Genomic DNA, 25,723 nt, shown 5'->3' with positions numbered 1-25,723 from the left:
CGTGCCGGATGTCGTCGCGGACGGCCTCTCGGTGCTTTTCTGCGGCATCAATCCGGGCCTCATGACGGCGGCCACCGGCCATCACTTCGCCCGGCCCGGCAACCGGTTCTGGCCGGTACTGCATCTCTCCGGATTCACTCCGCGGCTCATGAAGCCGTCCGAGCAGGACGAGTTGCTCTCCTACGGACTCGGCATCACCAACGTGGTGGCGCGGGCGACGGCCCGCGCCGACGAGCTGAGTGCCGAGGAGTACCGCGAGGGCGGGCGGCTGCTCGGCGAGAAGGTGGAGCAACTGCGCCCGAGGTGGCTGGCGGTGGTGGGGGTGACCGCGTACCGGGCGGCGTTCGACGACCGCAAGGCCCGCATCGGCCCGCAGGAGCGGGCGATCGGGTCGAGCCGGGTGTGGGTACTGCCCAACCCCAGTGGGCTCAACGCGCATTGGACCGCGGCGACGATGGCCGAGGAGTTCGGCCGGCTGCGGGCGGCGGCGCAGGTTCCCTGAGTCAGGGCGGGTCTGTCTCGGTGATCACCGCCAGCAGCTGGAACGGCAGTTCGCTGTCCCACCGCGAGATCCCGAGGGCGACCCAGCGGTCGTGCCCCTCCGGCTTCCAGAGGTGCACGTCGGGCACGTGCGAACTCAGGACGCCCCAGGGCTCGGGTATGTCCTCGCCGTCCGTCACCCGGTCGAGAACACTTGCCAGGCTGAAGACGTACGGACTCCCCCAGCGGCGGGTGAGCACCTCCGAGAGACCGTCCCGGTCGGCCTCGTACTGCTCCTCCGTCTCCTCGCGTGCCGCGCCGTCGGCTTCCCGGAAGTCCTCGCTCGTCACCAACTCGGCGATGTGGTAGCCGGGTCCACCCGTGCCGACATCCGACCGGCTGTGCTCCGCGGGAAAGTCCTCGGAGCACAGCCGGTCGATCACGGCGAGATGGTGCGCGATGGTCATGACGTCCAGTAAAGCGTCCGCCACTGACAATTGGTGAGGCGTCAGGAGGCCAGTGCGGTCAGGCGTCCCGGCGCCGGACGCACCACGCGCCGGCGCCCAGTGCCGCGGCGGTCCACAGCGCGGTCACGGCGAGCCCGCTCCAGGGGCCCAGGGCTCCGTCCGACGTCTCGTGCAGGACCGTCTGCCCCGCCTTGTCCGGAAGGAAGTCCGCGACACTCCCCGAGGCTCCCCCGACGACGAAGGACACGATCAGGAGGAACGGGATCAGGATGCTCAGCGTGGCGACCCCGCTGCGCAGGACGGCTGCCAGCCCCGCCGCGAACAGGGCCATGAGGGCCAGGTAGAGCGCGCAGCCGACCACTCCCCGGAGTTCTTCCGCCCAGGTCAGCCCGTTCGCCCTGGAACCGAGCACGGACGTCCCCACGACCAGACTGGCCACTCCGGTGACGAGGCCGATGACCAGGGCCGGTCCGCCGATCGCCACCGTCTTCGCCAGGAACCACCGCCCCCGGTCGGGAACCGCCGACAGCGAGAGGCGAAGGGCACCGCCCTGGTACTCGGCCGAGACCGCCTGCGCTCCGAAGGTGATGGCGGCGATCTGGCCGAAACTGACACCGGAGAAGGTCGAGAAGAGCGCGTCGAAGTCCCGCTCACCGGAGTCGTCGAGTCCGGCGAGTGCCGAGAACGCCATCGTCGCCGCCACGACGGCGAGCAGGCCCCAGAGGAGCGAGCGCAGGGTTCGGATCTTGATCCATTCCGCGCGGAGTGCGGGTGCGAAGGACACGGTCAGGCCTCCTGAGGCTGGGTCGGGGCGGCGGCGAACTCGGTCTCGGTGGCCGTCAGATCCAGATAGGCCTGCTCCAACGTGCCTTCCTCCGCGGCGAGTTCGAGGATCGGGAGGCCGGCGGCCGAGGTGAGGCGCCCGACGTCCTCCAACCGCGCGTCGAGGGCGGTCCAGCGGCCGTCCTCGCCCTCGACGGCCTCGATGCCGTGCTCCGCGAACAGGGCCGCCAACGCGCCGTTGTCCGTGCTGCGTACCCGGACGCGGGGCTGCACGCGTGCGTGGATGAACTCGCGCATGGGCATGTCGGCGAGCAGGCGGCCGCGGCCGAGGACGACGAGCTGATCGGCGAAGGACGCGGTCTCGTTCATGAGGTGGCTGGAGACGAGGACCGTGCGTCCCTCCCGGGCCAGTCGGCGCAGCAGCTCCCGGATCCAGATGATCCCTTCCGGATCGAGGCCGTTCGACGGTTCGTCCAGGAGCACCACGGGCGGGTCGCCGAGGAGCGCGGCAGCGATGCCCAGACGCTGACGCATGCCCAGGGAGTACGTCTTCACCCGGCGCCGGGCCACCGGTGCGAGCCCCGTCTCCTCCAGCACCTCGTCCACCCGGCGTTCGGGGATGCGGTTGGTGGCGGCGAGCGCCCGCAGATGGTCCCGGGCGGTCCGCGATCCGTGCGCGGCCCCGGCGTCGAGGAGGGCGCCCACCTTCCGGAGCGGCTCGTCGAGGGTGGCGTAGGCACGGCCCCCGACCGTGGCGGTGCCGGAGTTGGGCCGGTCCAGGCCCAGCACGAGCCGCATGGTGGTGGACTTTCCGGCGCCGTTCGGGCCGAGGAATCCGGTGACGCGGCCGGGGAGCACACTGAAGGTCAGGCGGTCCACGGCGCGCTTGCTGCCGTACTCCTTGGTCAGGTCTTGGACGTCGATGCTGGTCATGGATCCAGCGTGGCCGCGGCCGGCGGGTCCGCGCCTCCCCCGCGGGTGGAGGCCCGCTCCCCCGCCCGGGGGAGGCCGTTGTCAGTGCCGACTGGCACGATGACGCGATGGCCCGCTTTCTGCGCCCGCTGCTGTGGGGGACGACGTACACGCGTTTGCTGCACCTGTGGGTGCCGATGCTGTTCGTCAGCGTGTGGCTGTTCATCGACATGTCGAGGCCGTGGGTGCCCGCACTGATGCTCGTTCCGCTGGGACTGATCCCGGCCGTGCGGCGGGGCGAGGGTGTGCAGGCTCGGCTCATGCTGGCGCCGGGCGACCGGGGTGGTGAGGACACGGCGTTCTCGGTCGCTCCTTCGGTCGGCCTGCGAGACCGGTGGCGGACCGTCCTGTGGCTGGAGGCGCGCATGCTGCTGAGCGTGGTGACGTCCATGGTCACCGTCTGGCTGCCCGCGTACGCCGTCGATCTCTGCAGAGCGGCCCTCGGCTACTGGCCGGCCAACGACCCTGTGGTGAGGCTCCTGGACCCGCACTGGAGCTGCGCGCTGCTCGTCCCGCTGCCCCTGCTCGCCCTGTACGGCGCGGTGGTCGGCCTCGGCGAGCTGACCACCGCAGTGGCGCGGCGGCTCCTCGGTCCCTCCCCCACCGAGCGGCTCGCCGCGTTGGAGGAGCGCACCGAACAACTCCTGGAGCGCAACCGCATCGCTCGTGAGCTCCACGACTCCATCGGCCACGCGCTGACGGTCGCGGTGGTGCAGGCCGGCGCCGCGCGGGCGGCCGGCGACCCGGCGTTCACCGGCCGCGCCCTGGTCGCCATCGAGGAGACCGGACGGGCCGCCCTGGAGGACCTAGAGCGGGTGCTGGGAGTGCTGCGCGAGGCACAGCGTCCCGTGAGCAGCCGTCCCACGCTGACCGACGCCGACCGGCTGCTGGAGTCGGCGCGCACATCGGGAGCCAAGGTGGACGCCGAGGTGTCGGGCCCTCTCGAGACCGTGCCCGGTCCGGTGTCCAGAGAGGGCTACCGCATCCTCCAGGAGTCGCTCACCAATGTGCTGCGGCACGCCGGGAGCGTCCCGGTGCGGGTCCGTATCGAGGTCAGGGACGGCGCACTCGCCCTGGAGGTGCGCAATCCGCTGCCGGACGGCATGGCCGGGCCCGGCCGGGGCAGCGGCCTGCGCGGCATACGGGAGCGGGCCGCGCTGCTCGGCGGCAGCGCCCGCACGGGCCCGCACGAGGGCGACTGGCAGGTGCATGCGGAGCTGCCGTTGCGTTGATCTACGCTGGCCGGATGCCGGTCACCGTTCTGCTCGTCGACGACGAACCTCTCGTACGCGCGGGGCTGCGCGCCGTTCTGGAGGCGCAGCCCGACATCGAGGTCGTCGGTGAGGCGGCCGACGGTGCCGCGGTGATCCCGCTGGTCCGGCGGTTGCGGCCGGACGTGGTCGCCATGGATGTCCGGATGCCGCTGATGGACGGCATCGAGGCCACCCGCGCGGTACTGCGGACCGTCACCGATCCGCCGAAGATCGTCGTCGTGACGACGTTCGAGAACGACGAATACGTCTACGAGGCGCTGCGCGCGGGTGCCGACGGATTCCTCCTCAAGCGGGCGCGGCCGGCCGAGATCGTGCACGCGATACGTCTGGTGGCCGAGGGCGAGTCCCTGCTGTTCCCCGCCTCCGTACGGCAGTTGGCGGCCGAGTACGGGGAGAGCGGGGGGAATCCGGCGGCGCGTGCGGCCATGGAGCGGGCCGCGCTGACGGAGCGCGAGGCGGACGTGCTGCGGCTGATGACCCGGGGGATGTCGAACGCCGAGATCGCCACGCGGCTGGTCGTCGGGACGGAGACGGTCAAGTCGCATGTCAGCTCGGTACTGGCGAAGCTGGGGGCCCGGGACCGTACCCAGGCGGTCATCGCGGCCTACGAGTCGGGGTTCGTGGCGCCGGGCTGACGGCGGCGCGCGCAAGGGAAAGGGTCCCCGGCCCTCGCCGGGGTCCCCCGCGACGAGTACGATCCGGCCAACACGCGTACAAGCTGGGAGGACGGACGTTGGGGCGGTTGACCGGCGGGGATCCCTCTCTGCTGCGACGGATCAATTCCGCGGTGGTGCTGCACGCCTTGCGTGCCACGGACTGCGCGACGCTCACCGAGATCACCCGGGTGACCGGATTGTCACGGCCGACGGTCGAAGGGGTCGTCGAAGGGCTGATCGAGAACGGGCTCGTCGTCGAGAAGGCCGCCGAGGAGGGCGCCGCACGGCGCCAGGGGCGTCCGGCGCGCAGGTTCCGCTTCCGGGCCGAGGCGGGGCATCTGCTGGGCCTGGAGATCGGCCCGCACCGCGTCGCGGCGCTCCTCGCGGACCTGGACGGGCGCGTGATGGGCGCGATGGCCAAGGACGTGGACGAGACGGCGTCCGCCGACGAGCGCCTGGAACGGCTTCGGATGACGGTCGCCGAACTGCTGCGCAGGGCCGGTGTGGCCCGCAGCTCGCTGCGGGCGGTGGGCGTGGGAAGCCCCGGCATCGTGGAGGCGGACGGCACCGTACGGCTGGGTACGGCGCTGCCGGAGTGGACGGGCCTTCCGCTGGGCGAGCGGCTGAGCCGTTCCTTCAAGTGCCCGGTGCTCGTGGAGAACGACGCCAACGCGGCGGCGGTCGCCGAGCACTGGAAGGGTTCGGCGACCGAGTCCGACGACGTCGTGTTCGTCCTGGCGGGGCTGAGTCCGGGCGCCGGCTCACTGATCGGCGGACGGCTGCACCGGGGGTACGGCGGGGCGGCCGGTGAGATCGGCGCCCTGCATCTGCTGGGCCGCGACGTCACTCCCGAGACGCTGCTGTCGACCACGGACGAGCCGCTGCACCCGCTCGACGAACAGGCGGTCGCCAAGGTGTTCGCGCTGGCCAAGGGCGGCGACCAGCGGGCGCGTGCGGCGGTCGACCGCTTCATCCAGCGGCTGGTGCACGATGTGGCCGCCCTCGTCCTCGCCCTCGATCCGGAGCTGGTCGTCATCGGCGGCTGGGCGGCCGGTCTGGACGGTGTACTGGAGCCGCTGCGGCGGGAGTTGGCGCGCTACTGCCTGCGCCCGCCCAAGGTGGCCCTCTCCATGCTGGGGGAAGCGGCCGTGGCGACCGGGGCGCTGCGGCTGGCCCTCGACCACGTGGAGGAACAGCTGTTCGCGGTGGAGGGGACCGTGACGGCGCGCCGCTGACACGGCAGCGAGGCGGGGCTTCAACTACCGCTGCAACAGCTACAAGAAGACGGCGCGCCCCGGAGTGTTCCGGGGCGCGCCGGGTGTCGTCCGCGTCGCGCCGCCAAGAGCGCGGCGGTCCGGGCGGGACGGCTCAGGAAGCGTGACGCTGCGGGTCGTGGTGGATCTCCACGCCGCCGGAGTCACCGAACGTGAGCCGACAGGTGTCCGCGCGGTACGTCGCCACGGACACCGCGGCGGTACGCCCCTCGGTGAAGAACCGGGTCGTGACGACGAGAACGGGTGCTCCGGGAAGGCGGTCGAGCTCCTTGGCGTCGTCCGCGCGGGCCGAGCCGAGCTCGACGGCACGGTCCTGGCCTTCCAGTTCCAGGCGCTGAAGCTCCCGCAGCACGGCACGCGCGCGTGCGGCACCCGAGGGCGCGTCGATCGCCGACAGGTCCGGCACCGAGGACGCCGGGATGTACAGGAGTTCGGCGGCGACGGGCTGACCGTGCGTCACCCGGGAACGGCGCACCGTGTGCACCAGCTCGCCGGCGGCGGTCTCCAGGATGCCGGTCACCGACGCCGGCGGTGCCGCCACGGTGCAGTCCGCTGCATGCCAGGCGTCGCCTGCCGCCCCCGGCCACACCTGCTGTTCGGTTCCGACGGCCACACCCACACGCGGCGGCGCGACCGTGGTGCCCACGCCACGACGGCGCTGCAGTCGGCCTTCCAGTTCGAGCTGTTCGAGCGCCTGGCGCAGGGTCGCCCGAGCGACACCGAAGCGGGCCGCCAGATCACGTTCATTGGGCAGGATCTCGCCCACGGTGAATTCGGAGTCCAGTGCTTCACTGAGCACGGTCTTGAGATGCCAGTACTTAGGTTCCGGCACCGATTCCAACTGCGTGGTCCCCACCCTGTCCTCCGCAATCGCCGTGGCCCGGCGGCGTTTTAGCGCCCTTGTTTATTAAAGGTTCCTCACTATCCCTGCGACGATAGGGCCGCCCCCACCCTTGGTCAAGACCAATCCTCGATCCCTTATGGATTGCACAGGCGCCCTGCCGCGGAGCGTTCACGGGTTGTTCTCGCTGGGCGACGTCCGTGACACAACGCCGAAAGCCCCCGTCCAATGACGGGGGCTCTCGCTGTCTTGCGCGCCCCGGACCGAGGCGTTCGGAGGGGGTCAGTCGGTGGAGATCGACACCAGTTTCTCCGGGTTGCGCACGATGTAGACGCACTGGATGCGACCGTCCGCGACGTCCAGCTGGATGATGCTGTCCGGCTTGCCCTCCGACAGCGCGAGCACCGCGACACCGCCGTTGACCTCGAGGAAGCGGAACGACAGGCCGGGTACCCCCTTCCTGGCGACGCCGATGACGAAGCGGCCGACCTTGTCGGCGGAGTCGAGAACCCGCAGCGGCGCCTGGGCCAGGCCTCCGCTGTCACCGATGAGCCGCGCCTCCGGTGCCAGCAGGGACATGAGTCCCGCCAGATCGCCCTCGCCCGCCGCGGCGAGGAACCGCTCGGTGAGGTCACGGCGTTCGGCCGGGTCGACCTCGTAGCGCGGCCGCCGTTCCTCCACGTGCTTGCGTGCCCGGCCGGCGAGTTGACGTACCGCCGGTTCGCCCCGTTCGAGGACGGTGGCGATGTCGGCGTACGGATAGCCGAACGCCTCTCTCAGGACGAACACCGCGCGTTCCAGAGGTGACAGGGACTCCAGGACGACGAGGACGGCGAGGGAGACGGACTCCGCGAGGACGGCCCGTTCGGCACTGTCCGGGGCGGTGTCGCCGAAGTCGGTGACGTACGGTTCAGGGAGCCATGGTCCGACGTACGACTCATGGCGCGACTGGACCTGGCGCAGTCGGTCGATGGCCAGCCGGGTGGTGACGCGGACCAGGTAGCCGCGCGGTTCACGCACGTCCGACCGGTCGTCGGCGGACCAGCGCAGCCACGCTTCCTGGACGACGTCCTCCGCGTCGGCCACGCGACCGAGCATGCGGTACGCCACACCCATCAGTACGGGGCGATGTTCTTCGAACACATCGGTCGCGGTGTCGATAGCCACCGCACCATCCCACCCGACACCTTCCTCCATGTCCAGGCGAAATCGCCGCCCCGGAGCACAATGACGGCGGGCCGACGCCGGCCCGGGGTCTCGACACAGGAGGAACGACGATGCGATACGGGGTACTGGGCACGGGCGACGTGGGGCGCACGCTGGCCGGCAAGCTGGTCGAACTGGGCCACGAGGTCTGTCTGGGTTCGCGCACGAAGGACAACGCTGCGGCCGTCGAGTGGGCCGGCGGTTCGGGTCCCACGGCCCGTCACGGCACGTTCGCGGATGCCGCGGCGTTCGGCGAGGTCGTCGTGAACGCGGTGGGCGGGCGCATCGCTCTCGCCGTGCTGCGGTCGGCCGGCGAGGAGAACCTGGACGGCAAGGTGCTCCTGGACGTCTCCAATCCCATGGCGTTCGAGGACGGCGAGTTGCGGCTCTCTCCCGTCGAGTCGGACAGCGTGGGTGAGCAGATCCAGCGCGCGTTCCCGCAGGCCCGCGTGGTGAAGACCCTCAACACCGTCAACTGCCAAGTGATGGTCGACCCCGCCAGGGTGCCGGGAGAGCACCAGATCTTCGTCTCCGGTGACGACGAGAGCGCCAAGGAGCAGGTGACGGCGCTGCTGGGCGACTTCGGCTGGCCCGCGCACCGCGTGCTCGACCTCGGGGGCATCCGGACGGCGCGGGCGGCGGAGATGTATCTGCCGCTGTGGCTGAACCTCTTCCAGGGCATCGGGCACCCGGATTTCAACGTCGAGGTGCACAGGGCGCGCTAGCACCGGAGACGGGAGCGGGCGATGCGGGCGGGATACGGGTGCGGGGAGCTGAGGGCCGAGGGTGGGCAATCGAGGTACAGGCATCCGGGTCCTCGGCTGCCCGGTCCTTGCCCGCCCGGCCCTCGGTTGCCTGGACCTCGGTTGCTTGGTCCTCGGTTGCTTGGACCCGACTGCCCGATCCGCGCCGTACGGTTCCTGGCGTACGGTTCGTGACAGCCTGGGGCTACCCGCCGGTAGCAGTTGCTGACAAACTGTCTACAAGATGGTTCGTCACGGCGTCCAGACGAGGAGCAGTCCCATGTCCGACACGGTCACCGTCAGCCTCCCCTCCCCGCGCGGCCCGAGGGCGGTCACCCTGTCCTACGCGCGCGTGGGCACCGGTGAACCGCTGCTCCTGCTCCACGGGATCGGCCACCACCGGCAGGCCTGGGACCCGGTCGTCCCCATCCTCGCGGCCGAACGCGACGTGGTGACCGTAGACCTCCCCGGCTTCGGCAAGTCTCCGGCGCTGCCCGAAGGACTCACCCACGACCTGTCGACGGTGGTGCCCGTGCTCGGCGCGCTGTGCGAGGCGCTGGAGATCGAGCGGCCGCATGTCGCCGGCAACTCGCTCGGCGGGCTGCTGGCCCTCGAACTGGGCCGCGAGAAGCTCGTACGGTCCGTCACCGCGCTCTCGCCCGCCGGTTTCTGGTCACCTGTGGAGCGGCGCTACGCCTTCGGCCTGCTGATCGCCATGCGAGCGGCGGCCCGGCGCATGCCGGTCCCGGTCATCGAGCGACTGTCCCGCTCGGCGGCCGGGCGGACAGTGCTGACCAGCACCATCTACGCCCGGCCCGGTCGGCGTTCAGCGGACGCGGTCGTCGCCGAGACACTCGCGCTCGCCCACGCCGAGGGATTCACCGAGACCCTCCGGGCGGGCACGAACGTCCAGTTCACGGACGACATCCCGACGCTTCCCGTCACCGTGGCCTGGGGCACCCGCGACCGGCTGCTCATGCGCCGCCAGGGCGTCCGGGCCAAGCAGATCATTCCGCGGGCGCGGCTGGTGCGGCTGCCCGGCTGCGGTCACGTCCCGATGAACGACGACCCGGCGCTCGTCGCCCGCGTCATCCTCGACGGCAGCCGCTGAGCGGTCCTCCACGGCGGCAGCGGCTGAGCCGTCCTCTGCGGCAGCCCGTGAGCCGCGTCCGAACACGAGGCTCAACGCGCCTGACCCGAGGGCGACTCCGGCGCCCACGAGGGCACTTCCCGCGGCCTGCGCGGCTCCGTAGGCGCCCGTGCCCACGAGCGGCGCGGTGCAGGCGGCGGCGACGGGGATGAGGCCGGAGAAGAGCGTGGCGCGCTCCGCGCCGATGCGTTGCACGCCCATGTACCAGCAGACGAAGCCGACGACCGTGACGACCGCCGCCTGCCACAGCAGGGCGGTCGCCTCGGTGGCGTCGGGCTGCCGCAGCCACGCTCCGCGGCCGGTGATCACCCCGGCCACCGCCGACTCGGCCGCGGCGATCCCGCACACGGTGGCCGACAGCAGCCGTGGCCCGAGGGGGCGCAGTACCGGTACGGCCAGTACGGCGAAGCCGGCTTCCCCGGCCAGCGCGCCCACGGAGTACGCGATCCCGGCCCCGTCCGTGCGGCCCCACCCCTGAACGGCGAAGGCGCCCACGGCGACGAGCAACGCCCCGTACAGGACCCGGCGTTGTGGACGACGACCCTCCTGAAGAGGCACGAGCACGGCCACGACGACCGGCGCGCAGCCCACGAAGACGCCGGGAACCGCCGGTTCGGCCGTGCGCTCGGCGGCGAGCACCGCGAGGTTGAAGCCCACCATGCCGACGGCCGCGATCAGCGCGAGGCGCCCCCACTGGCGGGTGGTGAGCCGCCGCAGCGGGGCCGCGGCGCCCCGGCCGAGGAGGGGCAGCAGAAGGACACAGGCGAGGCCGTATCGCAGGAACTGGCCGCCCGCGTACGGGTAGTGGCCAAGGACACTGTTGGCGGTGAAGGAACCTCCGACGAGGACACAGGCGAGGGCGGCGAGCAGCGCGCCCCGGGTGGTGGTGGCGTTCATGACGTTGACGCTATTAACGGACGTGGTCCGGTTTAAGGTCCACTTCCATGACGTCATCGGGGACCAATCGAGGCGGGCCGCCGCATCCCGGTCCAGCGGGCGCGGCACCCTGGTCGGCCGCCTGGGAGCTGCTCCTGCCCGCCGCGGCGGCGCCGGCACGCGCGCGTGGACGCACGCTGCAGGCCGCTCTGCGTGAGGCGGTCCGTTCCGGGCGGCTCGCTCCCGGCACCCGGCTGCCTTCCAGCCGTGAGCTGGCCGGTGATCTCGGCGTGTCGCGGGGGCTGGTCACGGAGGCGTACGAGCAGTTGACGGCGGAAGGGTATCTGCGCAGTGACCGCGGTGCCGGTACCTGGGTCGGCGGCGCGGTCCGCACGGTCGGTCCACGCGCGCGTGACCTCGCCCCCCGGCCGACCGGAGTACGGGCCGACTTCGTGGCGGGAACCCCCGACCTGTCCCTCTTTCCGCGCGCCGCGTGGGCCGCCGCGCATCGCGGAGTACTGGCCGAACTGCCCCACCAGGCACTGGGCTACCCGGATCCGCGCGGTCTGCCGAGGCTGCGGACGGCCCTCGCCGAACTGCTCGTTCGCCGCCGGGGCGTGGACGCGGACCCGGAACGCGTCATCGTGGTCTCCGGGGTCGCGCAGGCGATGACTCTGCTCGGATTCGTGCTCCACGCGCGCGGGGCGCCCGCCGTGGGCGTCGAGAATCCGGGCAGTCCGGAACACGGCTCGCTGTTCGCCTCGGCCGGCGTCGGCACCGTAGCGCTCCCACTGGACGGCGAGGGCCTTGCCATGGCCCCGCTCGAGGCCTCCGGCGTACGCGCCGTGGTGACGACGCCCGCCCACCAGTTCCCCACGGGGATCGCGTACTCGGCGCGGCGCCGCACAGAGCTCCTCGACTGGGCCCGGTCCGTGGACGGGCTGGTGATCGAGGACGACTACGACGGCGAATTCCGCTACGACCGTGCCCCGGTGGGTGCCCTCCAGGGACTCGACCCCGAGCATGTCGCGTACACGGGCTCGGTCAGCAAATCGCTCGCTCCCGGGCTGCGGCTCGGCTGGCTGCTCGTCCCCGCGTCCCACGTCGAGGAGGTCGTCGAGCGCAAACGCACCATGGACCTCGGCAACCCCGTCCTGGACCAGGCGCTCCTGGCCCGTTTCGTCGAGCGCGGCGACTACGACCGTCAGCTGCGCCGCTGCCGGCGCGCCTACCAGGAGCGGCGGGACCTCCTGGTCGCGGCCCTGGAGGAACACTTTCCCGGCGCGGAGGTGTCCGGGATCGCGGCGGGCCTGCACGTGGTCGCCGCGCTGCCCGACCGGTACGGGCCACAGGACCGCTTCCTGGCACGGGCCGCGGCGGCCGGGGTGGCGGTCCGGGCCTCGGCACACTACGGAGAGACGGCCGTGGACGGTGTACGGCTGGTCTTGGGATACGCCCATCTGCCGCCGGCGCGGATACGCGACGGTGTGCGGCTGATGGCGGACGCCGTGCGCGACCAAGGTGCCCATGACGGGCCCCTGGCGCACTGAAGCACCCTCACCTGCGCGCGTCGCCCCAGAGGCAGCCACTCCGGGCCGGGGTCGGAGCCCGGGGGGGCGGTCCGAGTCCACCGGGTCCGGCCGAGCCATTCACCGCCCCACACCACCCCGTGCCGCACCGCCGAACCCGGTCCAGCCCCGAAGTCGTGCGGCAATCCCCCACTTCCCAGGGTCAGTTGTTCACCCGCGGTTTCCGTGTGCGCTGCGGCGCACCAGTAGTTGTGGCACTGCACACTGGCCGAATCCGTCCCCGGAGGCGTATCCATGTCGCACCGTCCGCCCAGCTCGTTTCCCGGCCGCCGCAGCGTGCTGCGCGGCTCCCTGGCCGCGTCGGCGGCACTGGCCCTGCCCACCGCGCTCGGTTCGGCACCGGCGTTCGCCCTGTCCGGCCGGCCGACGGCGGGCTGGGGCGTCCAGGCCGGCGACGTGACCGCCGACTCCGGCCTGGTGTGGGTCCGCTCCGACCGCCCAGCCCGGATGATCGTCGAGACCTCGGCGACCGAGACGTTCCGCAATGCGCGCAGATGGCACGGTCCGCTGCTGGGCACGGACACGGACTTCACCGGGACCACCCGGCTGCGCGGACTGCCCTCCGGCGAACAGATCCACTACCGCGTCCTGCTCGCCGACCCCGACGACCCCCGGCGCACCGGCGAGCCGGTGGGCGGGACGTTCCGCACGACTCCGCACGGGCGGCGCGGTGGCGTGCGCTTCCTGTGGTCGGGCGACCTGGCGGGCCAGGGCTGGGGCATCAACCCGGACATCGGCGGCTACCGCATCTACGACGCGATGGCCCGGCTCGACCCCGACTTCTTCCTGTGCAGCGGTGACAACATCTACGCGGACGGCCCGATCGCCGCGACCGCCGCACTCCCCGACGGCAGCACGTGGCGGAACATCACGACCGAGGAGAAGTCCAAGGTCGCCGAGTCGCTGGCGGAGTTCCGCGGCAATTTCCGCTACAACCTGCTCGACGAGAACCTCAAACGGTTCAACGCCCAGGTGCCCTCCGTCATCCAGTGGGACGACCACGAGGTGCGCAACAACTGGTACCCGGGTGAGGTCATCGCGACCACGGACACGCGCTACACCGAGAAGAGCGTCGACGTCCTGGCGGCTCGGGCCCGGCGCGCGTTCAGCGAGTACTTCCCCGTCTCGACCCTGCGGCCCGGCGACCGGGACGGCCGTGTGCACCGGATCGTGCGCCACGGGCCGCTCCTGGATGTGTTCGTCCTCGACATGCGCACCTACCGCAACGCCAACTCCCCGGACAACCAGACCACGGACCCGCTGGGCATCCTCGGCGCCGAACAGCTCGAGTGGCTGAAGCGCGAGCTGTCGCGCTCGCGTGCCGTGTGGAAGGTGATCGCCGCGGACATGCCGCTCGGCCTCGTCGTGCCGGACACGACCGAAGGGCAGCCGAACATCGAGGCCGTCGCGCAGGGCGACCCGGGCCTGCCCCTCGGACGTGAGCTGCAGCTGGCCGAGCTGCTGCGGTTCATCAAGCACCGGCGGATCACGGGCACGGTGTGGCTCACCGCCGACGTGCACCACACCTCGGCGCAGCACTACCAGCCGTCGCGGGCCGCCTTCACCGACTTCGAGCCGTTCTGGGAGTTCGTGTCCGGTCCGCTCAACGCCGGCGCCTTCCCGGCGAGCGCGCTCGACAACACGTTCGGTCCGGAGCGGGTGTTCGTGAAGGCGCCCGTCGCCTCGAACGTCTCGCCCGCCGGCGGTTATCAGTTCTTCGGCGAGGTCGACATCGACGGCGACAGCGGCGAGCTGACGGTGCGGCTGCGTGAACAGGACGGGACCGTGCTGTTCACGCAGGTACTCCAGCCGGGGCGCGTAGGGCAGTAGACCGTGTCCGAACCGCGAGGCCGCGCACCGGGCCGTCCCCCCGGCGCGCGGCCCGGCGGCCTCGCCGCCGAAGTCGCCTGATGAGCAAGTCGTCGCAGGTCAGAGGTGATTGTCAGTGGTCGCCTCTACGGTTTTTCCATGACGCGATCGTTGCAGGCCGTGGCCTACACCCGACCCTCCGCGCTGGAGTCCGCACCGGACGGACGGCGCCTGGGCCTTGAGACCTCGCGGGGCGCGACGCCCACGGGAATCGAGGACCATCCGCGGTTCTTCGCGGGCTTTCTGACGTCACCTCAAGTGGCGGCGGCGGGCCTGCTGGCGGTGGCCGACGTCGCGGCGGCGCGCTACTACCAGCCGCAGCTGCGCGCCTCCCTGGACCCGGTGGTCACGGGGAACGGCGACCGGATCCGGTTCGAGTCCTTCTCCGGCTGCGGCGGGGTGTACGCGCGTCTGGACGTCCTGACAGCGGGCCTCGACGGCGACGAGATCGGGCACGGGACGACCAATGTCGACGTCAACAACCCGCTGCGCGAGGCGCTTTCACGCATCGGCACGGACGATCCGCTGCACCTTCGGGTCGGCCCCGACGAGATGGCCGTGACCACGCTGGACGGACCGGTCGTGGAGAAGAAGGTGCCGTTGCCGGACCGCTGGCTGCGGGGATTCGCCGAGGCCCAGGTGATAGCGGCCGGGTTCGATCTGCGGGCCGAGCTGCCCGCGGCGGAGGGCGTGCGGTTCCTGCGCTCCCTGCCGCGCGGCACCGCGCGCGGGATGTCGGGCCGTCCGCGGTGGGTGGTGCCGACGGGCCGGGGACTGCGTCCGACGACCCGGCCGGTTCCGGGGGCGGTGTGTCTGCCCGGCCCCGAGCGGCTGATCGCGCTCCAGCGGGTGCTGCGCCATGCGACCGCCCTGCGGGTGTACGGCCCACCGGTCACCGGCGAAGTCGCCGCGGCCGGCGCCTGGGAAGCCGTCCTGCCCGGTATGAGGCTCACGCTCACGCTGTCGCCGGACGCCTCCCGGGGCTTCTCCGGGGAGGGCGGGGTTCTGGACGCCCTCGCCACCGACGAGGCCGGAGAGGACGCGGAGCTCATCGCGGTGCTCCTGGCCTGGGAGCCGCGCGTCGACGTGGGTGACCTGGCCACCGCCTCCGGTCTGCCCGCCGAGCGGGTGAGGGCCGCCCTGGTCCGGCTGGGCACCTCGGGGCGCGTGGGGTACGACACCGCGGAAGCGGCGTACTTCCACCGCGAACTGCCCTACGACGCGGGGCGGGTCGAGCGGCACAATCCGCGCCTGCGGTCGGCCCGCGCCCTGGTGTCGGCGGGCGCGGTGGCCCTGGCCGGAGCCATCGGCACGGTGACGGCCGACGACGGACATGTGCACCGGGTCCGCGACGACGCGGGAACACTGAGCTGCTCCTGCCTGTGGTGGGCGAAGTACCGGGGCGGACGCGGGCCCTGCAAGCACGCCCTCGCGGTGCGGATGGTGCGGCGGGGCGCTCGGGCCGAGCACGGGGACAGTCCGGCTCCGGCCGGCGGACGACGCGAAGATTTCCTGGAAGTTCCGGTCGACGGGGGCGATGTGCGATGAGCGGCGAAGCACTGCTGAATGCGGTACGGGCGGGGCGGACGGTCGAGGCCGCCGGTCTCCTGGACGGGATGACCGACGGCGAACGCCGAGCCTGCCTGCCCGCGTTGAAGGAACTCCGCAAGGAGTTGCGGACCGCGCCGTGGAACGCGGCATCACGAGTGGCCTATCCCGCGCTGCACGCGGCGGGAGCCGCTTGTCACACGGGAGCCGCAGGGGCGGCGACCTGGATCGCCGCGGCCGACATGCGCTGGTCCCAGGCCTCCCCCGGTGTCCTCCTCCATGTACTGGGCGACCGCGAGTCCGACTGGCTCGCCGACCTGACGCACCGGCTCGCCGCTCGGCCGGCGACGTCCCGGCTCCCGTTCGCGCTTCTGTCGGGGCTGGTGGGGCTGTCCGGCTGCGAGGTCCCGACGACCGACGCCTATGTGCAGGGCTGGTTCGAGCACGTCGGTGCTTCGTGGCACAGCGGAGGCACCGTGGTGCAGCGGCTGCGCAAGGAGCCGCACCTGCCCCGGATGATCGCCGCCCTCTTCGAGTCCCTGGAGGTCACGGGGCGGATCACGTGGTTGTTCGGCGACGGACCTGGCAGTTGGTACAACGCACTCGCCGAACTGGCCGAGGAGGGCAGCCTCGACCGCGAGGTTCTGGTGGACGCCTGCGTGGCCCGGCTCCTGCGCGGCGGCGTTCCCGCCGACCAGCGGGTGTTCCTGCGCCTGTTGTCGTCGCTCGGCCTGACACGTGACGAGGAACGAGAGCGCACCGCGGACTGGACGGCGCTGGCCTGCCAGGCCGTGCCGGCCGTCGCCTGGCACGCGCAGTCGGTGCTCGCCTCTCTCGCGCTGGACGGCGAGTTGACGTCCCGTCAGCTGGCCGAGATGTCCTCGGGCGTGCTCTTCCGCACCGAGAAGAAGTTGGTCCGGGCCCAGCTCGTCCTGCTGGGCAAGGTCCTCAGGCACGATCCGTCCACGGCGGATGTGCTGCTGCCCGCGGTGGCGGAAGCCTTCGGACACGAGGACACGGAGGCGCAGGAGCGCGCGCTGAAGCTGGTGGAGCGCCATGTCACCGCACTGCCCGACTCGGGTGACGCGCGGGATCGACTCGGCGAGCTCACCGACGACTTGAGTCCGGGGCTGCGGCTGCGGGCGCAGCGACTGCTCGGCATCGAGGCTCCCGGCTCCGCTTCGGTGGTCCAGGAGGAGGTGCTGCCGCCCGTTCCGGAGTGGGCACGGCTGGCGACGGCACCGGACTCGGTGGCCGAACTGGCGGAGGAGGTCAGCGCGCTGCTGGCGTCCGGTGGTGGCGTCGCCGCGTTCGAGCGCACCCTGGACGGTCTGGTCCGCCACGCCCACCGCGACCGGGACGCTCTGGTGGAGGCACTCGGCCCCGTGGTCGCGCGATGCTGGTGGAAGGACGGCGATCCGCGGTACGCGAACGCGGGCAGGCACTTCCGTGATTCGCCACAGGGTCTCGAAGTCGTCCTCGCGGCCCTGTTCGAGCGGGTCGGCATGGACACGCTCCATGCGGGGGTGCACCAGGGAATGACAAGCGGCAACTGCCACCACAGTGCTCTGTCCCGTGCGTTCGAAGCGCGCCTGTGGGAGGCGGCCTATCGGCTCCGCGCCGACCCGATGCCGTTCCTGCTGGCCACTCCCACCTGGGACACCGGGCTGCTGGAGCCCGACGAGCTGGTGGCCCGCCTCACCGAGTACCGGCGGCTCGACGCCCGGCCGGGCGCCGCCGACTTCGCGCAGGCACTGCTGCGGGTACGGCGCGACGACCCTGCGACGGCGACGGCAGCCGCGGCGCGGGCCCGCGCTCTCGGCAGCCCCGAGGGGTACCGGCTGGCCCAGTGGCTCGCCGCCGAAGGGCCACTTCTCCCGGAGAGCCGCCGACGGACCTCGGGCGTCCGCATCCTGCTGGAGCTGGGTGAACTCGAAGAGATACAGGGCCTGTTCCCCCCGGAGTTCCGGCATCTGGGACGCCCGTTCACGGTGTTCAAGGACCGCTCGTACTGCCGGCACTGGGACGTCACGGACCGGCAGCACTGGACGGCCGTGGTACCGGGACGGCGGGAGCTGGTGGCGGCGCGGCTGCTGCGCGACATCAGCACGGCCGCGGTGGAGGACAGTCGCACGGACGCCGCGATACTGCCGCTCCTCGCCGAGGCCGACGGCGAGGCGGGCGAAGCGCTGCACCTGTGCGTGGCGTACGGGCTCGGGGCCCGGCATCCCGAGGACCGGCTCGCAGCCGTGGACGCCCTGCTGGTCCTCGCCGCGCGGGGACAGCTCGACGCCGGTCGGCTCGGCGCGGACATCGGGGAGCTGGTGCGCAGGGGAGCGCTGAAGCAGTCCCGGCTGGCCGAGTCGATACGCACGGCGGCGGCCACGGGCGCGTACGCCACCGTCTGGTCGGTGCTGCGCGACCTGCTGCCGACCCTGCTGGCCGACCTCACAGCGGAGGGGGCGGGCGGCGGCCCGGTGCGGGGGCTCGGCGAGCTGCTGGCCGTCGCGGCCGACTGTGCCGAGCGGTCCGGCGCGCGCGGTGATCTCGCGCATCTCGCCGGGACCGCCGGGCGGCGCGGTTCGTCCAAGGTGGTGACGCAGGCCCGGCGGCTGCGGACGGCGCTGACGCAAGAGGCCGCCGCCTGACGTAGGGCCGCCACACCCATGGCGCAAGGCGACCCGGTACCGGGCGGTCCTGACCAGGTGAACAGCCCGCTCGCGCGTTCGAGGCAAAAGACCCGTAAAAAGAACTGCAAAAAGGGCAGAACGACACTTAACCGATCAGCCACAAGCCGTTCGTGATCACGCAACACCGTTCCTTCACAGTGACTGTATGACTCCAGACATGTCTGATGTGACGCGTGCGAAGCACGGACGGCCCGTCCACCACTGGCGACGGGACATCGTCGAACTCGCCGCACTGTTCACGGCCGTAGCGGTCGCGGACGGTGTGGCCAATCTGATCGGGCACGGGCCGGACGGTACCGCGCTGCTGCTCATCTCCGCGGTGATCCTCGTCGCCACGGCCGGATTCCACACATGGTGGGCACGGCGCCACGGTCACGCGCCGCCGACGAGCGATCCCGGCGCCCGGCCGCCCTCGGACGGGCGAGCGGGCGGGCTTGCCGGGGAAGAGGCGGGAACCGCCGCACCGGTGGCCGTCGTTGAGGCGACCGTGCTGTGGCGGATGCGTACGACGGTCAAGGACGCGCCGGGTTCGCTCGCCGCACTGTGCACGGCGCTCGCACAGCGCCAGGTCGACATCCTGAGCCTCCAGACGCACCCGCTGGCGGACGGGACGGTCGACGAGTTCCTGCTGCGCGCCCCGGCCGAACTGGCCACGTCCGAGATCACCCGTAACGTGGCGCAGGCGGGCGGCACCGCGACCTGGATCGAGCGGGCCGACGCACACGATCTGGTGGACGCGCCGACCCGGGTGCTCGGCCTGGCCACCCGCACCGCCCTCGACGCCTCCGAACTTCCGCTCGCGCTGCGGCAGTTGCTCGGCCGGTGCACGATCCGATCGCTGCCCGCCACGTCCCCCGTCTCCGGCCGGGCGGCGGAAGGGGCTCCCGTGGAGGGGGCGCTCGAGGACACCGTGATGCGGCTGCGGGCACCGGAGGGCGGGATGATCACGGTGGAGCGGCCGTATCTGCCGTTCACGCCGACCGAGTTCGCCCGGGCGCGGGCCCTGGTCGAGCTGGACGCGCGGCTCGGTCCGCGCATTCCGGGCGGGCACGACATGCTGACGCTGCCCCAGGGCAACGCGATCACGGTTCGGCGCGCCGACGCCTCCGACGTCGAGGCCGCGAAGGCGATGCACGAACGCTGCTCGCCGCGCACGCTGAGCATGCGGTACCACGGCCCCGTCGGGGACGCGGACCGGTACCTCAACCACCTGCTCAGCCCCAGTTTCGGGCGCACCCTCGCCGTTCAGACGGCATCCGGCAGGATCGTCGGGCTCGGCCATCTCCTCTGGGACGGCGACGAGACGGAGGTCGCGCTGCTCGTCGAGGACGACTGGCAGCGGCGCGGTATCGGCGTCGAACTGCTCGGCCGCCTGGTGACGATGGCCGTCGAGGCCGGCTGCGAGAGCGTGTACGCCGTCACGCAGGCGTCCAACACCGGCATGGTGGCCGCCATGCGCAGTCTCGGCCTCCCGCTCGACTACCAGATCGAGGAGGGCACCTTGGTCATCACCGCCCGCCTGGACGCGACGCCGGTGAGCTCGCGTCTGCCGTACGACCAGGGCCAGGGTCACGCGCAGCACGGAACGTGGGCCCGCCGGGACTAGCAGGCCCCGAGAACTCGGGTCCGCGCTCCCGACGACGGCCGGCCGGGACGGCCCCGGGATCGAGCGGGCCCGCGAGCCCGTCGGCCGGCGGGCCCGCCCGTCCGCAGGCCCGGGCGTCCGCAGGCCCGGGCGTCCGCGGGCCCGCCCGTCCGCAGGCCCGGGCGTCCGCAGGCCCGGGCGTCCGCAGGCCCGGGCGTCCGCAGGCCCGGGCGTCCGCAGGCCCGGGCGTCCGCAGGCCCGGGCGTCCGGGCGGACGGGTCCGCGGACCCGTCCGCTCCACCCCCGCCGTTCCTGTGCCGCGACGCCCAACCGGTCAGCCGCTCCGCCCGCCGCAGGACCGCCGCGTGGCAGCGGTCCGCCCGGCCCGAGACCCCCGAGTGCCGGCAGATCGGCGCGACAAGCCTCGCGGCGACGGACCGCCTTACGTGAGACCCCGGGGTCCGGGCCCACCGACGCGAGACCGGGCGTACCAGCCGACTGGCGGGACGAAGGCCCAACGGCGCCGGGGTGCCCGGGCCTCAGCAGACACTTCCGAACACCGCCGACACGCTCGGAAACCACCAGGCACCGCTGACACCACTGGTAGCCGCCGGGCCGCTGGTGCCGCCAGGCACTGCCTGCGCCGCCGGCGCCACGGTGCCGCCAGGCACTACCGACACCGGGGCGCCCCCGAGGTGCCGCCGGGCGCCGCTCCCCCGACCCTTCACCCCCCGCTGCTGAACCCCAGTGCCCCCTCCAGGTCGGACCACAGGTCGTCCACGTCCTCCAGGCCTACCGACAGGCGCAGCAGGCGGTCGCTGACGCCCGCGTCCTGGCGGTCCGCGGTGGGGACTATGCGGTGGCTTATGGAGGCGGGGTGCTGGATGAGGCTGTCGACGCTGCCGAGGCTGACTGCGGGGGTGATCAGCCGGACTCCGGCGATGACGTCGTGCGGGTCGCCGTGCACCTCGAAGGCGATCATGGCGCCGCCGATGCGCGGGTAGTGGACGCGCGCGACGCGCGGATCGGCGGCGAGCCGGCGGGCGAGCTCCGCGGCGTTCGAGGACGCGGCCCGGACCCGGACCGGCAGGGTCGACAGGCCCCGCAGCAGCAGATAGCCGGCCAGCGGATGCAGGACACCTCCCGTCGCGAACCGCACTTGGCGCAGCTTCCGGGCGAAGTCCTCGTCACACGCGACCACTCCGGCCATCACGTCCCCGTGTCCGCCCAGGTACTTGGTGGCGCTGTGCAGGATCAGGCGCGCGCCCTGTTCGGCGGGGCGTTGGAGCACGGGCGTGGCGAAGGTGTTGTCGGCGAGGAGGGGGACGGAACCGCAGGAGTGGGCCACGGCCCGGAGGTCGAGCTCGGCGAGCGTCGGATTGGCCGGGGACTCGACCATCACGAGGCCGGTGTCGGGACGCAGCGCGTCGGCGATGCCGGCCGGGTCGACCCAGGTGACCTCGGTGCCGAGCAGCCCGGCCGTGAGGAGGTGGTCGCTGCAGCCGTACAGGGGACGTACGGCGACGACATGGCGCAGCCCCATCGCGTTGCGGACGAGGAGGACGGCGCTCAGCGCGGCCATGCCGCTCGCGAAGGCGACCGCACTCTCGGTGCCTTCGAGACGCGCGAGGGCGGTCTCGAAACGGGCGACGGTCGGGTTGCCGAGACGGGCGTAGACGGGCGGGCCCTCGGGCTCGGCGCCGTCGGCCGCGAAGGCGTCGATCCGGGCGGCCTCACCACGGCTGTCGTACGACGGGTAGGTGGTGGACAGGTCGATCGGGGCAGCGTGCAGCCCCAGAGCCGCCAGATCCTCCCGGCCGGCGTGCACGGCCTCCGTGGCGAGTGCCCGGGTCGGTGCCGCGAAGACCTGACCGTTCCCGCTCAGGTCGTCCTGCGCGTCCTGCGCGCCCTGCATGTCGTACACAACGGAGTCCATGGGCGGAAGCCTGAACACCGGGCGGGGTTCGGGCGCCACATCCCGTGTTACGTTCGCGCCATGGCCGATTCCGTCGTACTCGATCCGGTGGATCTTCATCTGTTGCGCCTGTTGCAGAACGACGCACGGACGACGTACCGCGATCTCGCCGCGCAGGTCGGGGTCGCGCCCTCGACCTGCCTCGACCGGGTGACCCGGCTGCGGCGGGCAGGGGTGATTCTCGGCCATCAGTTGCGGCTGGACCCGGCGAAGCTCGGACGGGGTCTCGAGGCACTGCTGTCCGTCCAGGTCCGGCCGCACCGCCGGGAACTGGTGGGGCCCTTCGTGGACCGGATCCGGGTGCTGCCGGAGTCCAGGACCGTCTTCCATCTCACCGGTCCCGACGACTACCTCGTCCATGTCGCGGTCGCGGACATGGCGGATCTGCAGCGCCTGGTGCTCGACGAGTTCACCTCGCAGCGTGAAGTGGCGCGGGTCGAGACGCGGTTGATATTCCAGCAGTGGGACTGCGGCCCCTTGCTGCCGCCCGCGGCGCCGGGCACATCGCCCCCGGCCAAATCCGGCTGATGCGGTGAAATAGCCCGGTTGGCCGTGCTGACGCGGCGCCCGTCCCCGTATGAGGATGTGCTCATGTCACAGACGAAGAACCCGCTGCCCCGCGAGGTCGCCGACGCGTACGTCGACGAGCTCATCGCCCTCGACCCGGTTCTCGGCACCTACCTCGGTGTGAAGGAGAGTCACAGCAGGCTCCCCGACACCTCGCCCGCCGGCCAGGAGGCCGTCGCCGAACTGGCGCGGGTGACACTCGCGCGGCTGGACGAGGCGGAGCGGCAACCGGGCGCGGAACGTGACATCGAGCGCCGTTGTGCCCGGCTGCTGCGTGAACGGCTCACCGCCGCGCTCGCGGTCCACGACGCGGGCGAAGGCCTGCGGTCGGTCGGCAATCTGCACACGGCGGCGCACAGTGTGCGGCAGGTCTTCACCTTGACGCCGACGGAGAGCGACGAGGACTGGGCCGCGGTCGCCGAGCGGCTGCGCGCCGTACCGGCCGCGCTCGCGGGTTACCGGGAGTCCCTGGCGCTCGGACTGGACCGCAAGCTGTACGCGGGCCCGCGCCCGACCGCGACGTTCATCGAGCAGCTCACCGAGTGGTCGGACACGGACGGACAGGGCCGCGGCTGGTTCGAGGACTTCGTCTCGGCAGGCCCCGACTCCGCGCGCGAGGACCTGGACGCGGCGGCCCGTACTGCGACGCAGGCGCTGGTCTCCCTGCGGGACTGGATGCGCGAGGTGTACGCGCCCACGATCGAGGGCGCGCCGAACACGGTGGGCCACGAGCGGTACGCGCGGCTGGCGCGCTACTTCAACGGTACGGATCTCGACCTGGACGAGGCGTACGCGTACGGCTGGGCCGAGTACCACCGTCTCCTCGCCGAGATGAGGACCGAGGCCGAGAAGATCCTGCCCGGCGCGGCGACTCCGTGGGTGGCGCTCGCGCACCTCGACGAGCACGGCCGGCACATCGAGGGCGTCGACGAGGTCCAGAGGTGGCTCCAGGGGCTGATGGACGAGGCGATCGCGGCCCTGGACGGCACGCACTTCGAACTCGCCGAGCCGGTACGGAAGGTGGAGTCCCGCATCGCCCCGCCCGGCGGTGCCGCGGCCCCCTACTACACCGCCCCGTCGCAGGACTTCTCGCGGCCGGGCCGTACCTGGCTGCCCACCATGGGACAGACCCGCTTCCCCGTCTACGACCTCGTCTCGACCTGGTACCACGAGGGCGTGCCCGGCCATCACCTCCAGCTCGCGCAGTGGGCGTACGTCGTCGACGACCTGTCCCGCTACCAGGCCACCGTCGGCCAGGTCAGCGCCAACTGCGAGGGCTGGGCGCTGTACGCGGAGCGGCTGATGGACGAGCTCGGCTTCCTCACCGACGCGGAGCAGCGCCTCGGCTACCTCGACGCGCAGATGATGCGTGCCGCCCGGGTCATCGTCGACATCGGCATGCACCTGGAGCTGGAGATCCCGGCCGACGCGCCCTTCCACCCGGGCGAGCGCTGGACCCCGGAGCTCGCGCAGGAGTTCTTCGGCTCGCACAGCAGCCGCCCGGCCGACTTCGTGGAGAGCGAGCTGACCCGCTATCTCACGATGCCCGGCCAGGCCATCGGCTACAAGCTCGGCGAGCGGGCCTGGCTGCTGGGCCGTGAGAACGCGAAGAAGCGCCACGGTGACGCCTTCGACGCCAAGGCCTGGCACATGGCCGCCCTGTCCCAGGGTTCCCTGGGCCTGGACGACCTGGTGGACGAGCTGTCCCGACTCTGACGCCCCCGCGCGGCGGCCGGCTTCCGGCCGCCGCGCCCCCTTGTCGGAGCGCCCCGAGGCCAGTCCCTGAAGGGGATCAGGCCTACAGCCGGCGCAGCTGTACGAGACCCACCCACGTCTCGGGTCCCGGCTCGACGCGGGCCGCGCGGACCCCGTACAGGCCCGGTTCGAGCGTCACCCTCAGGTGGTCCGTGCCCTCGGAGGCGCTGCCCGGCCAGGCGGCGTCGAACAGGACGACGGGGCCGGGCACGCTCCACTGCGCCTCCGGCTCCCACACGGCTTCCGCCAGCGCAGCCGGGACGACAGCAAGCAGTTCGTCCTCGGACTCGGCGGCGCACCAGCGTACGAAGGCGCCGTGCTCGGGGAGGTAGGTGGTCGAGGCGGGATCGTCGCCGAGGACCAGGGCCCAGGTGTCGCGCACGGGCAGAAGGCCGATGAACCCGTCGACGTCACAGGACCGGTCGTAGTCGCAGGACATGTCGTCGCCGTCGGCCCCCGACCAGAACGGGAGCACCACTTCCGGAATCGCTATGAGCGGCCCGCCGCCCGACTCCACCCACTGGACCGCACCAGGGTCCGCGTATCTTGGCATGCGCAGAAGTTACACGGCACCCGTCCGCCCCCGTACGGCAGGCATCCCCAGGAGGCCGGAGCCGGACATCGACGCGAAACGCGGGTGCGCAAGCCGTCCCCGCGATCCCCGTTCCCCGGGGTCAGCAGCCGCAGTCCGCCGCCTCCACGGGCGCCGTCAGCGGATCCGCGGCGGGGCGCTCACGCCCCTCCCAGGTCTCGAACTCGAAGCCCTCGCGGGCCCAGTACTCGAATCCGCCGAGCATCTCCTTGACCTGGAAGCCGAGTTCGGCGAGGGCGAGGGCCGCGCGGGTCGCGCCGTTGCATCCGGGGCCCCAGCAATAGGTGACGACCGGCACCGACTTGTCGAGGAGCTGCTCGGCCTGCTCGGGGATCAGCGCGGTGGGCAGGTGGACCGCACCGGGGATGTGGCCCTGGTCCCACGAGGCGGTGGAGCGGGAGTCGAGGACGACGAACCCCGGGTCGCCACCGGCGGCGAGGGCCGCGGCCACGTCGGACACGTCCGCGTGGAACACGAGGCTCGCGCCGAAGTAGGCGGCGGCCGCGGCCGGGGACGCCGGCACCACCCGCAGAACGGGGTTCGCCGCTGTCACGGAACCGACCACGGAACCGGTCGCCGTGCCCGGCCCGGGGGCGCTCGTGGTCGACCCCGGCCCGGTCACCGTGTCCGCCCCGCGCGGACTCGTGGTCGACGCCGGACCGGTCGCCGTGTCCGCCCCGCGCGGACTCGTGGTCGACGCCGGACCGGTCGCCGTGCCGGTCGTGATGCCCTCAGCAGTCGCAGTCATGGCCTGCCCTTCCTTGCTCCGTAGCCCGCCGAACCGGTGCCGCCCTTGCCACCCCGGTGCTTCTTCCGCACCGGATCTCGCGG

21 protein-coding genes and 1 pseudogene are annotated in these 25,723 nt (G+C 72.4%); 13 read left to right on the top strand and 9 right to left on the bottom strand.

What is annotated here, in order from left to right; genetic code table 11:
• Position 1 precedes the first annotated feature (1 nt).
• Positions 2-502, top strand: coding sequence for a G/U mismatch-specific DNA glycosylase (mug, locus tag ACZ4N5_RS18280; protein WP_467758083.1), 501 nt, complete (start codon positions 2-4; stop codon positions 500-502).
• 1 nt (position 503) lies between these two features.
• Here mug and ACZ4N5_RS18275 read toward each other — a convergent pair whose 3' ends face one another.
• The 3 genes from ACZ4N5_RS18275 to ACZ4N5_RS18265 are packed head-to-tail and all read right to left on the bottom strand — an operon-like array spanning position 504 to position 2,663.
• On the bottom strand, positions 504-947 hold the full coding sequence (locus tag ACZ4N5_RS18275; RefSeq protein ID WP_467758082.1) for a hypothetical protein: 444 nt from the start codon (positions 945-947) through the stop codon (positions 504-506).
• Positions 948-1,005: 58 nt separating this feature from the next.
• Positions 1,006-1,731, bottom strand: a complete 726-nt coding sequence (locus tag ACZ4N5_RS18270) for an ABC transporter permease (RefSeq protein WP_467758081.1) — start codon at positions 1,729-1,731, stop codon at positions 1,006-1,008.
• 2 nt (positions 1,732-1,733) lie between these two features.
• Positions 1,734-2,663, bottom strand: a complete 930-nt coding sequence (locus tag ACZ4N5_RS18265; RefSeq protein WP_467758080.1) for an ATP-binding cassette domain-containing protein — start codon at positions 2,661-2,663, stop codon at positions 1,734-1,736.
• Between the two features lie 107 nt (positions 2,664-2,770).
• Here ACZ4N5_RS18265 and ACZ4N5_RS18260 point away from each other — a divergent pair, with 107 nt between their 5' ends.
• From ACZ4N5_RS18260 to ACZ4N5_RS18250, 3 genes are all read left to right on the top strand, one after another.
• Positions 2,771-3,934 carry a sensor histidine kinase gene (locus ACZ4N5_RS18260; protein ID WP_467758079.1) on the top strand — a complete coding sequence of 388 codons (1,164 nt, stop codon included), beginning with the start codon at positions 2,771-2,773 and terminating at the stop codon, positions 3,932-3,934.
• Between the two features lie 14 nt (positions 3,935-3,948).
• The gene (locus ACZ4N5_RS18255; protein WP_467758078.1) at positions 3,949-4,611 is read left to right on the top strand and encodes a response regulator transcription factor; all 663 of its coding nucleotides are present in this window, start codon (positions 3,949-3,951) and stop codon (positions 4,609-4,611) included.
• 98 nt (positions 4,612-4,709) lie between these two features.
• Positions 4,710-5,867 carry an ROK family transcriptional regulator gene (locus ACZ4N5_RS18250; protein ID WP_467758077.1) on the top strand — a complete coding sequence of 386 codons (1,158 nt, stop codon included), beginning with the start codon at positions 4,710-4,712 and terminating at the stop codon, positions 5,865-5,867.
• A gap of 133 nt (positions 5,868-6,000) precedes the next feature.
• On the opposite strand, the gene ACZ4N5_RS18245 is transcribed toward ACZ4N5_RS18250, so the two are convergent.
• Positions 6,001-6,762, bottom strand: a complete 762-nt coding sequence (locus ACZ4N5_RS18245; protein ID WP_467758076.1) for a GntR family transcriptional regulator — start codon at positions 6,760-6,762, stop codon at positions 6,001-6,003.
• 267 nt (positions 6,763-7,029) lie between these two features.
• Complete coding sequence (locus ACZ4N5_RS18240; RefSeq protein ID WP_467758075.1) at positions 7,030-7,914, bottom strand: RNA polymerase sigma-70 factor; 885 nt, start codon at positions 7,912-7,914, stop codon at positions 7,030-7,032.
• Positions 7,915-8,024: 110 nt separating this feature from the next.
• Here ACZ4N5_RS18240 and ACZ4N5_RS18235 point away from each other — a divergent pair, with 110 nt between their 5' ends.
• Both ACZ4N5_RS18235 and ACZ4N5_RS18230 read left to right on the top strand, forming a co-directional pair.
• A complete protein-coding gene (locus tag ACZ4N5_RS18235) occupies positions 8,025-8,678 on the top strand; it encodes an NADPH-dependent F420 reductase (RefSeq protein ID WP_467758074.1) in 654 nt (217 codons plus the stop codon).
• A gap of 298 nt (positions 8,679-8,976) precedes the next feature.
• Positions 8,977-9,807 (top strand): alpha/beta fold hydrolase, encoded by an 831-nt coding sequence (locus ACZ4N5_RS18230; protein ID WP_467758073.1) that lies wholly within the window; start codon positions 8,977-8,979, stop codon positions 9,805-9,807.
• 579 nt (positions 9,808-10,386) lie between these two features.
• On the opposite strand, the pseudogene ACZ4N5_RS18225 reads toward ACZ4N5_RS18230, so the two are convergent.
• Positions 10,387-10,743, bottom strand: a pseudogene (locus ACZ4N5_RS18225) (EamA family transporter); the annotation flags it as partial.
• Between the two features lie 47 nt (positions 10,744-10,790).
• On the opposite strand from ACZ4N5_RS18225, the gene pdxR reads away from it, so the two are divergent.
• From pdxR to ACZ4N5_RS18200, 5 genes are all read left to right on the top strand, one after another.
• A complete protein-coding gene (gene pdxR / locus ACZ4N5_RS18220) occupies positions 10,791-12,272 on the top strand; it encodes a MocR-like pyridoxine biosynthesis transcription factor PdxR (RefSeq protein WP_467758072.1) in 1,482 nt (493 codons plus the stop codon).
• Between the two features lie 273 nt (positions 12,273-12,545).
• Positions 12,546-14,141, top strand: a complete 1,596-nt coding sequence (locus tag ACZ4N5_RS18215; RefSeq protein WP_467758071.1) for an alkaline phosphatase D family protein — start codon at positions 12,546-12,548, stop codon at positions 14,139-14,141.
• Between the two features lie 138 nt (positions 14,142-14,279).
• Positions 14,280-15,728, top strand: coding sequence for an SWIM zinc finger family protein (locus ACZ4N5_RS18210; RefSeq protein WP_467758070.1), 1,449 nt, complete (start codon positions 14,280-14,282; stop codon positions 15,726-15,728).
• Positions 15,725-18,376 carry a DUF7824 domain-containing protein gene (locus ACZ4N5_RS18205; protein ID WP_467758069.1) on the top strand — a complete coding sequence of 884 codons (2,652 nt, stop codon included), beginning with the start codon at positions 15,725-15,727 and terminating at the stop codon, positions 18,374-18,376. Before ACZ4N5_RS18210 ends, ACZ4N5_RS18205 begins: the two co-directional genes overlap by 4 nt.
• 199 nt (positions 18,377-18,575) lie before the next feature.
• The gene (locus tag ACZ4N5_RS18200; RefSeq protein WP_467758068.1) at positions 18,576-20,024 is read left to right on the top strand and encodes a GNAT family N-acetyltransferase; all 1,449 of its coding nucleotides are present in this window, start codon (positions 18,576-18,578) and stop codon (positions 20,022-20,024) included.
• 703 nt (positions 20,025-20,727) lie between these two features.
• On the opposite strand, the gene ACZ4N5_RS18195 is transcribed toward ACZ4N5_RS18200, so the two are convergent.
• Positions 20,728-21,918, bottom strand: a complete 1,191-nt coding sequence (locus ACZ4N5_RS18195; RefSeq protein ID WP_467758272.1) for a trans-sulfuration enzyme family protein — start codon at positions 21,916-21,918, stop codon at positions 20,728-20,730.
• A gap of 81 nt (positions 21,919-21,999) precedes the next feature.
• Here ACZ4N5_RS18195 and ACZ4N5_RS18190 point away from each other — a divergent pair, with 81 nt between their 5' ends.
• Positions 22,000-22,506 carry an Lrp/AsnC family transcriptional regulator gene (locus ACZ4N5_RS18190; RefSeq protein WP_467758067.1) on the top strand — a complete coding sequence of 169 codons (507 nt, stop codon included), beginning with the start codon at positions 22,000-22,002 and terminating at the stop codon, positions 22,504-22,506.
• Positions 22,507-22,569: 63 nt separating this feature from the next.
• The gene (locus tag ACZ4N5_RS18185; RefSeq protein ID WP_467758066.1) at positions 22,570-24,261 is read left to right on the top strand and encodes a DUF885 domain-containing protein; all 1,692 of its coding nucleotides are present in this window, start codon (positions 22,570-22,572) and stop codon (positions 24,259-24,261) included.
• Positions 24,262-24,343: 82 nt separating this feature from the next.
• Here the strand turns inward: ACZ4N5_RS18185 and ACZ4N5_RS18180 are convergent, their stop codons facing one another.
• Both ACZ4N5_RS18180 and ACZ4N5_RS18175 read right to left on the bottom strand, forming a co-directional pair.
• On the bottom strand, positions 24,344-24,853 hold the full coding sequence (locus tag ACZ4N5_RS18180; protein WP_467758065.1) for an immunity 21 family protein: 510 nt from the start codon (positions 24,851-24,853) through the stop codon (positions 24,344-24,346).
• A 121-nt stretch (positions 24,854-24,974) separates the two neighbouring features.
• Positions 24,975-25,457 (bottom strand): rhodanese-like domain-containing protein, encoded by a 483-nt coding sequence (locus tag ACZ4N5_RS18175; RefSeq protein ID WP_467758271.1) that lies wholly within the window; start codon positions 25,455-25,457, stop codon positions 24,975-24,977.
• Between the last annotated feature and the right edge of the window lie 266 nt (positions 25,458-25,723).

Source organism: Streptomyces sp. NPDC026500, assembly GCF_055567635.1.
The sequence above is the reverse complement of the archived record's forward strand: the minus strand, read 5'-3'. Positions and strand labels throughout refer to the sequence as shown.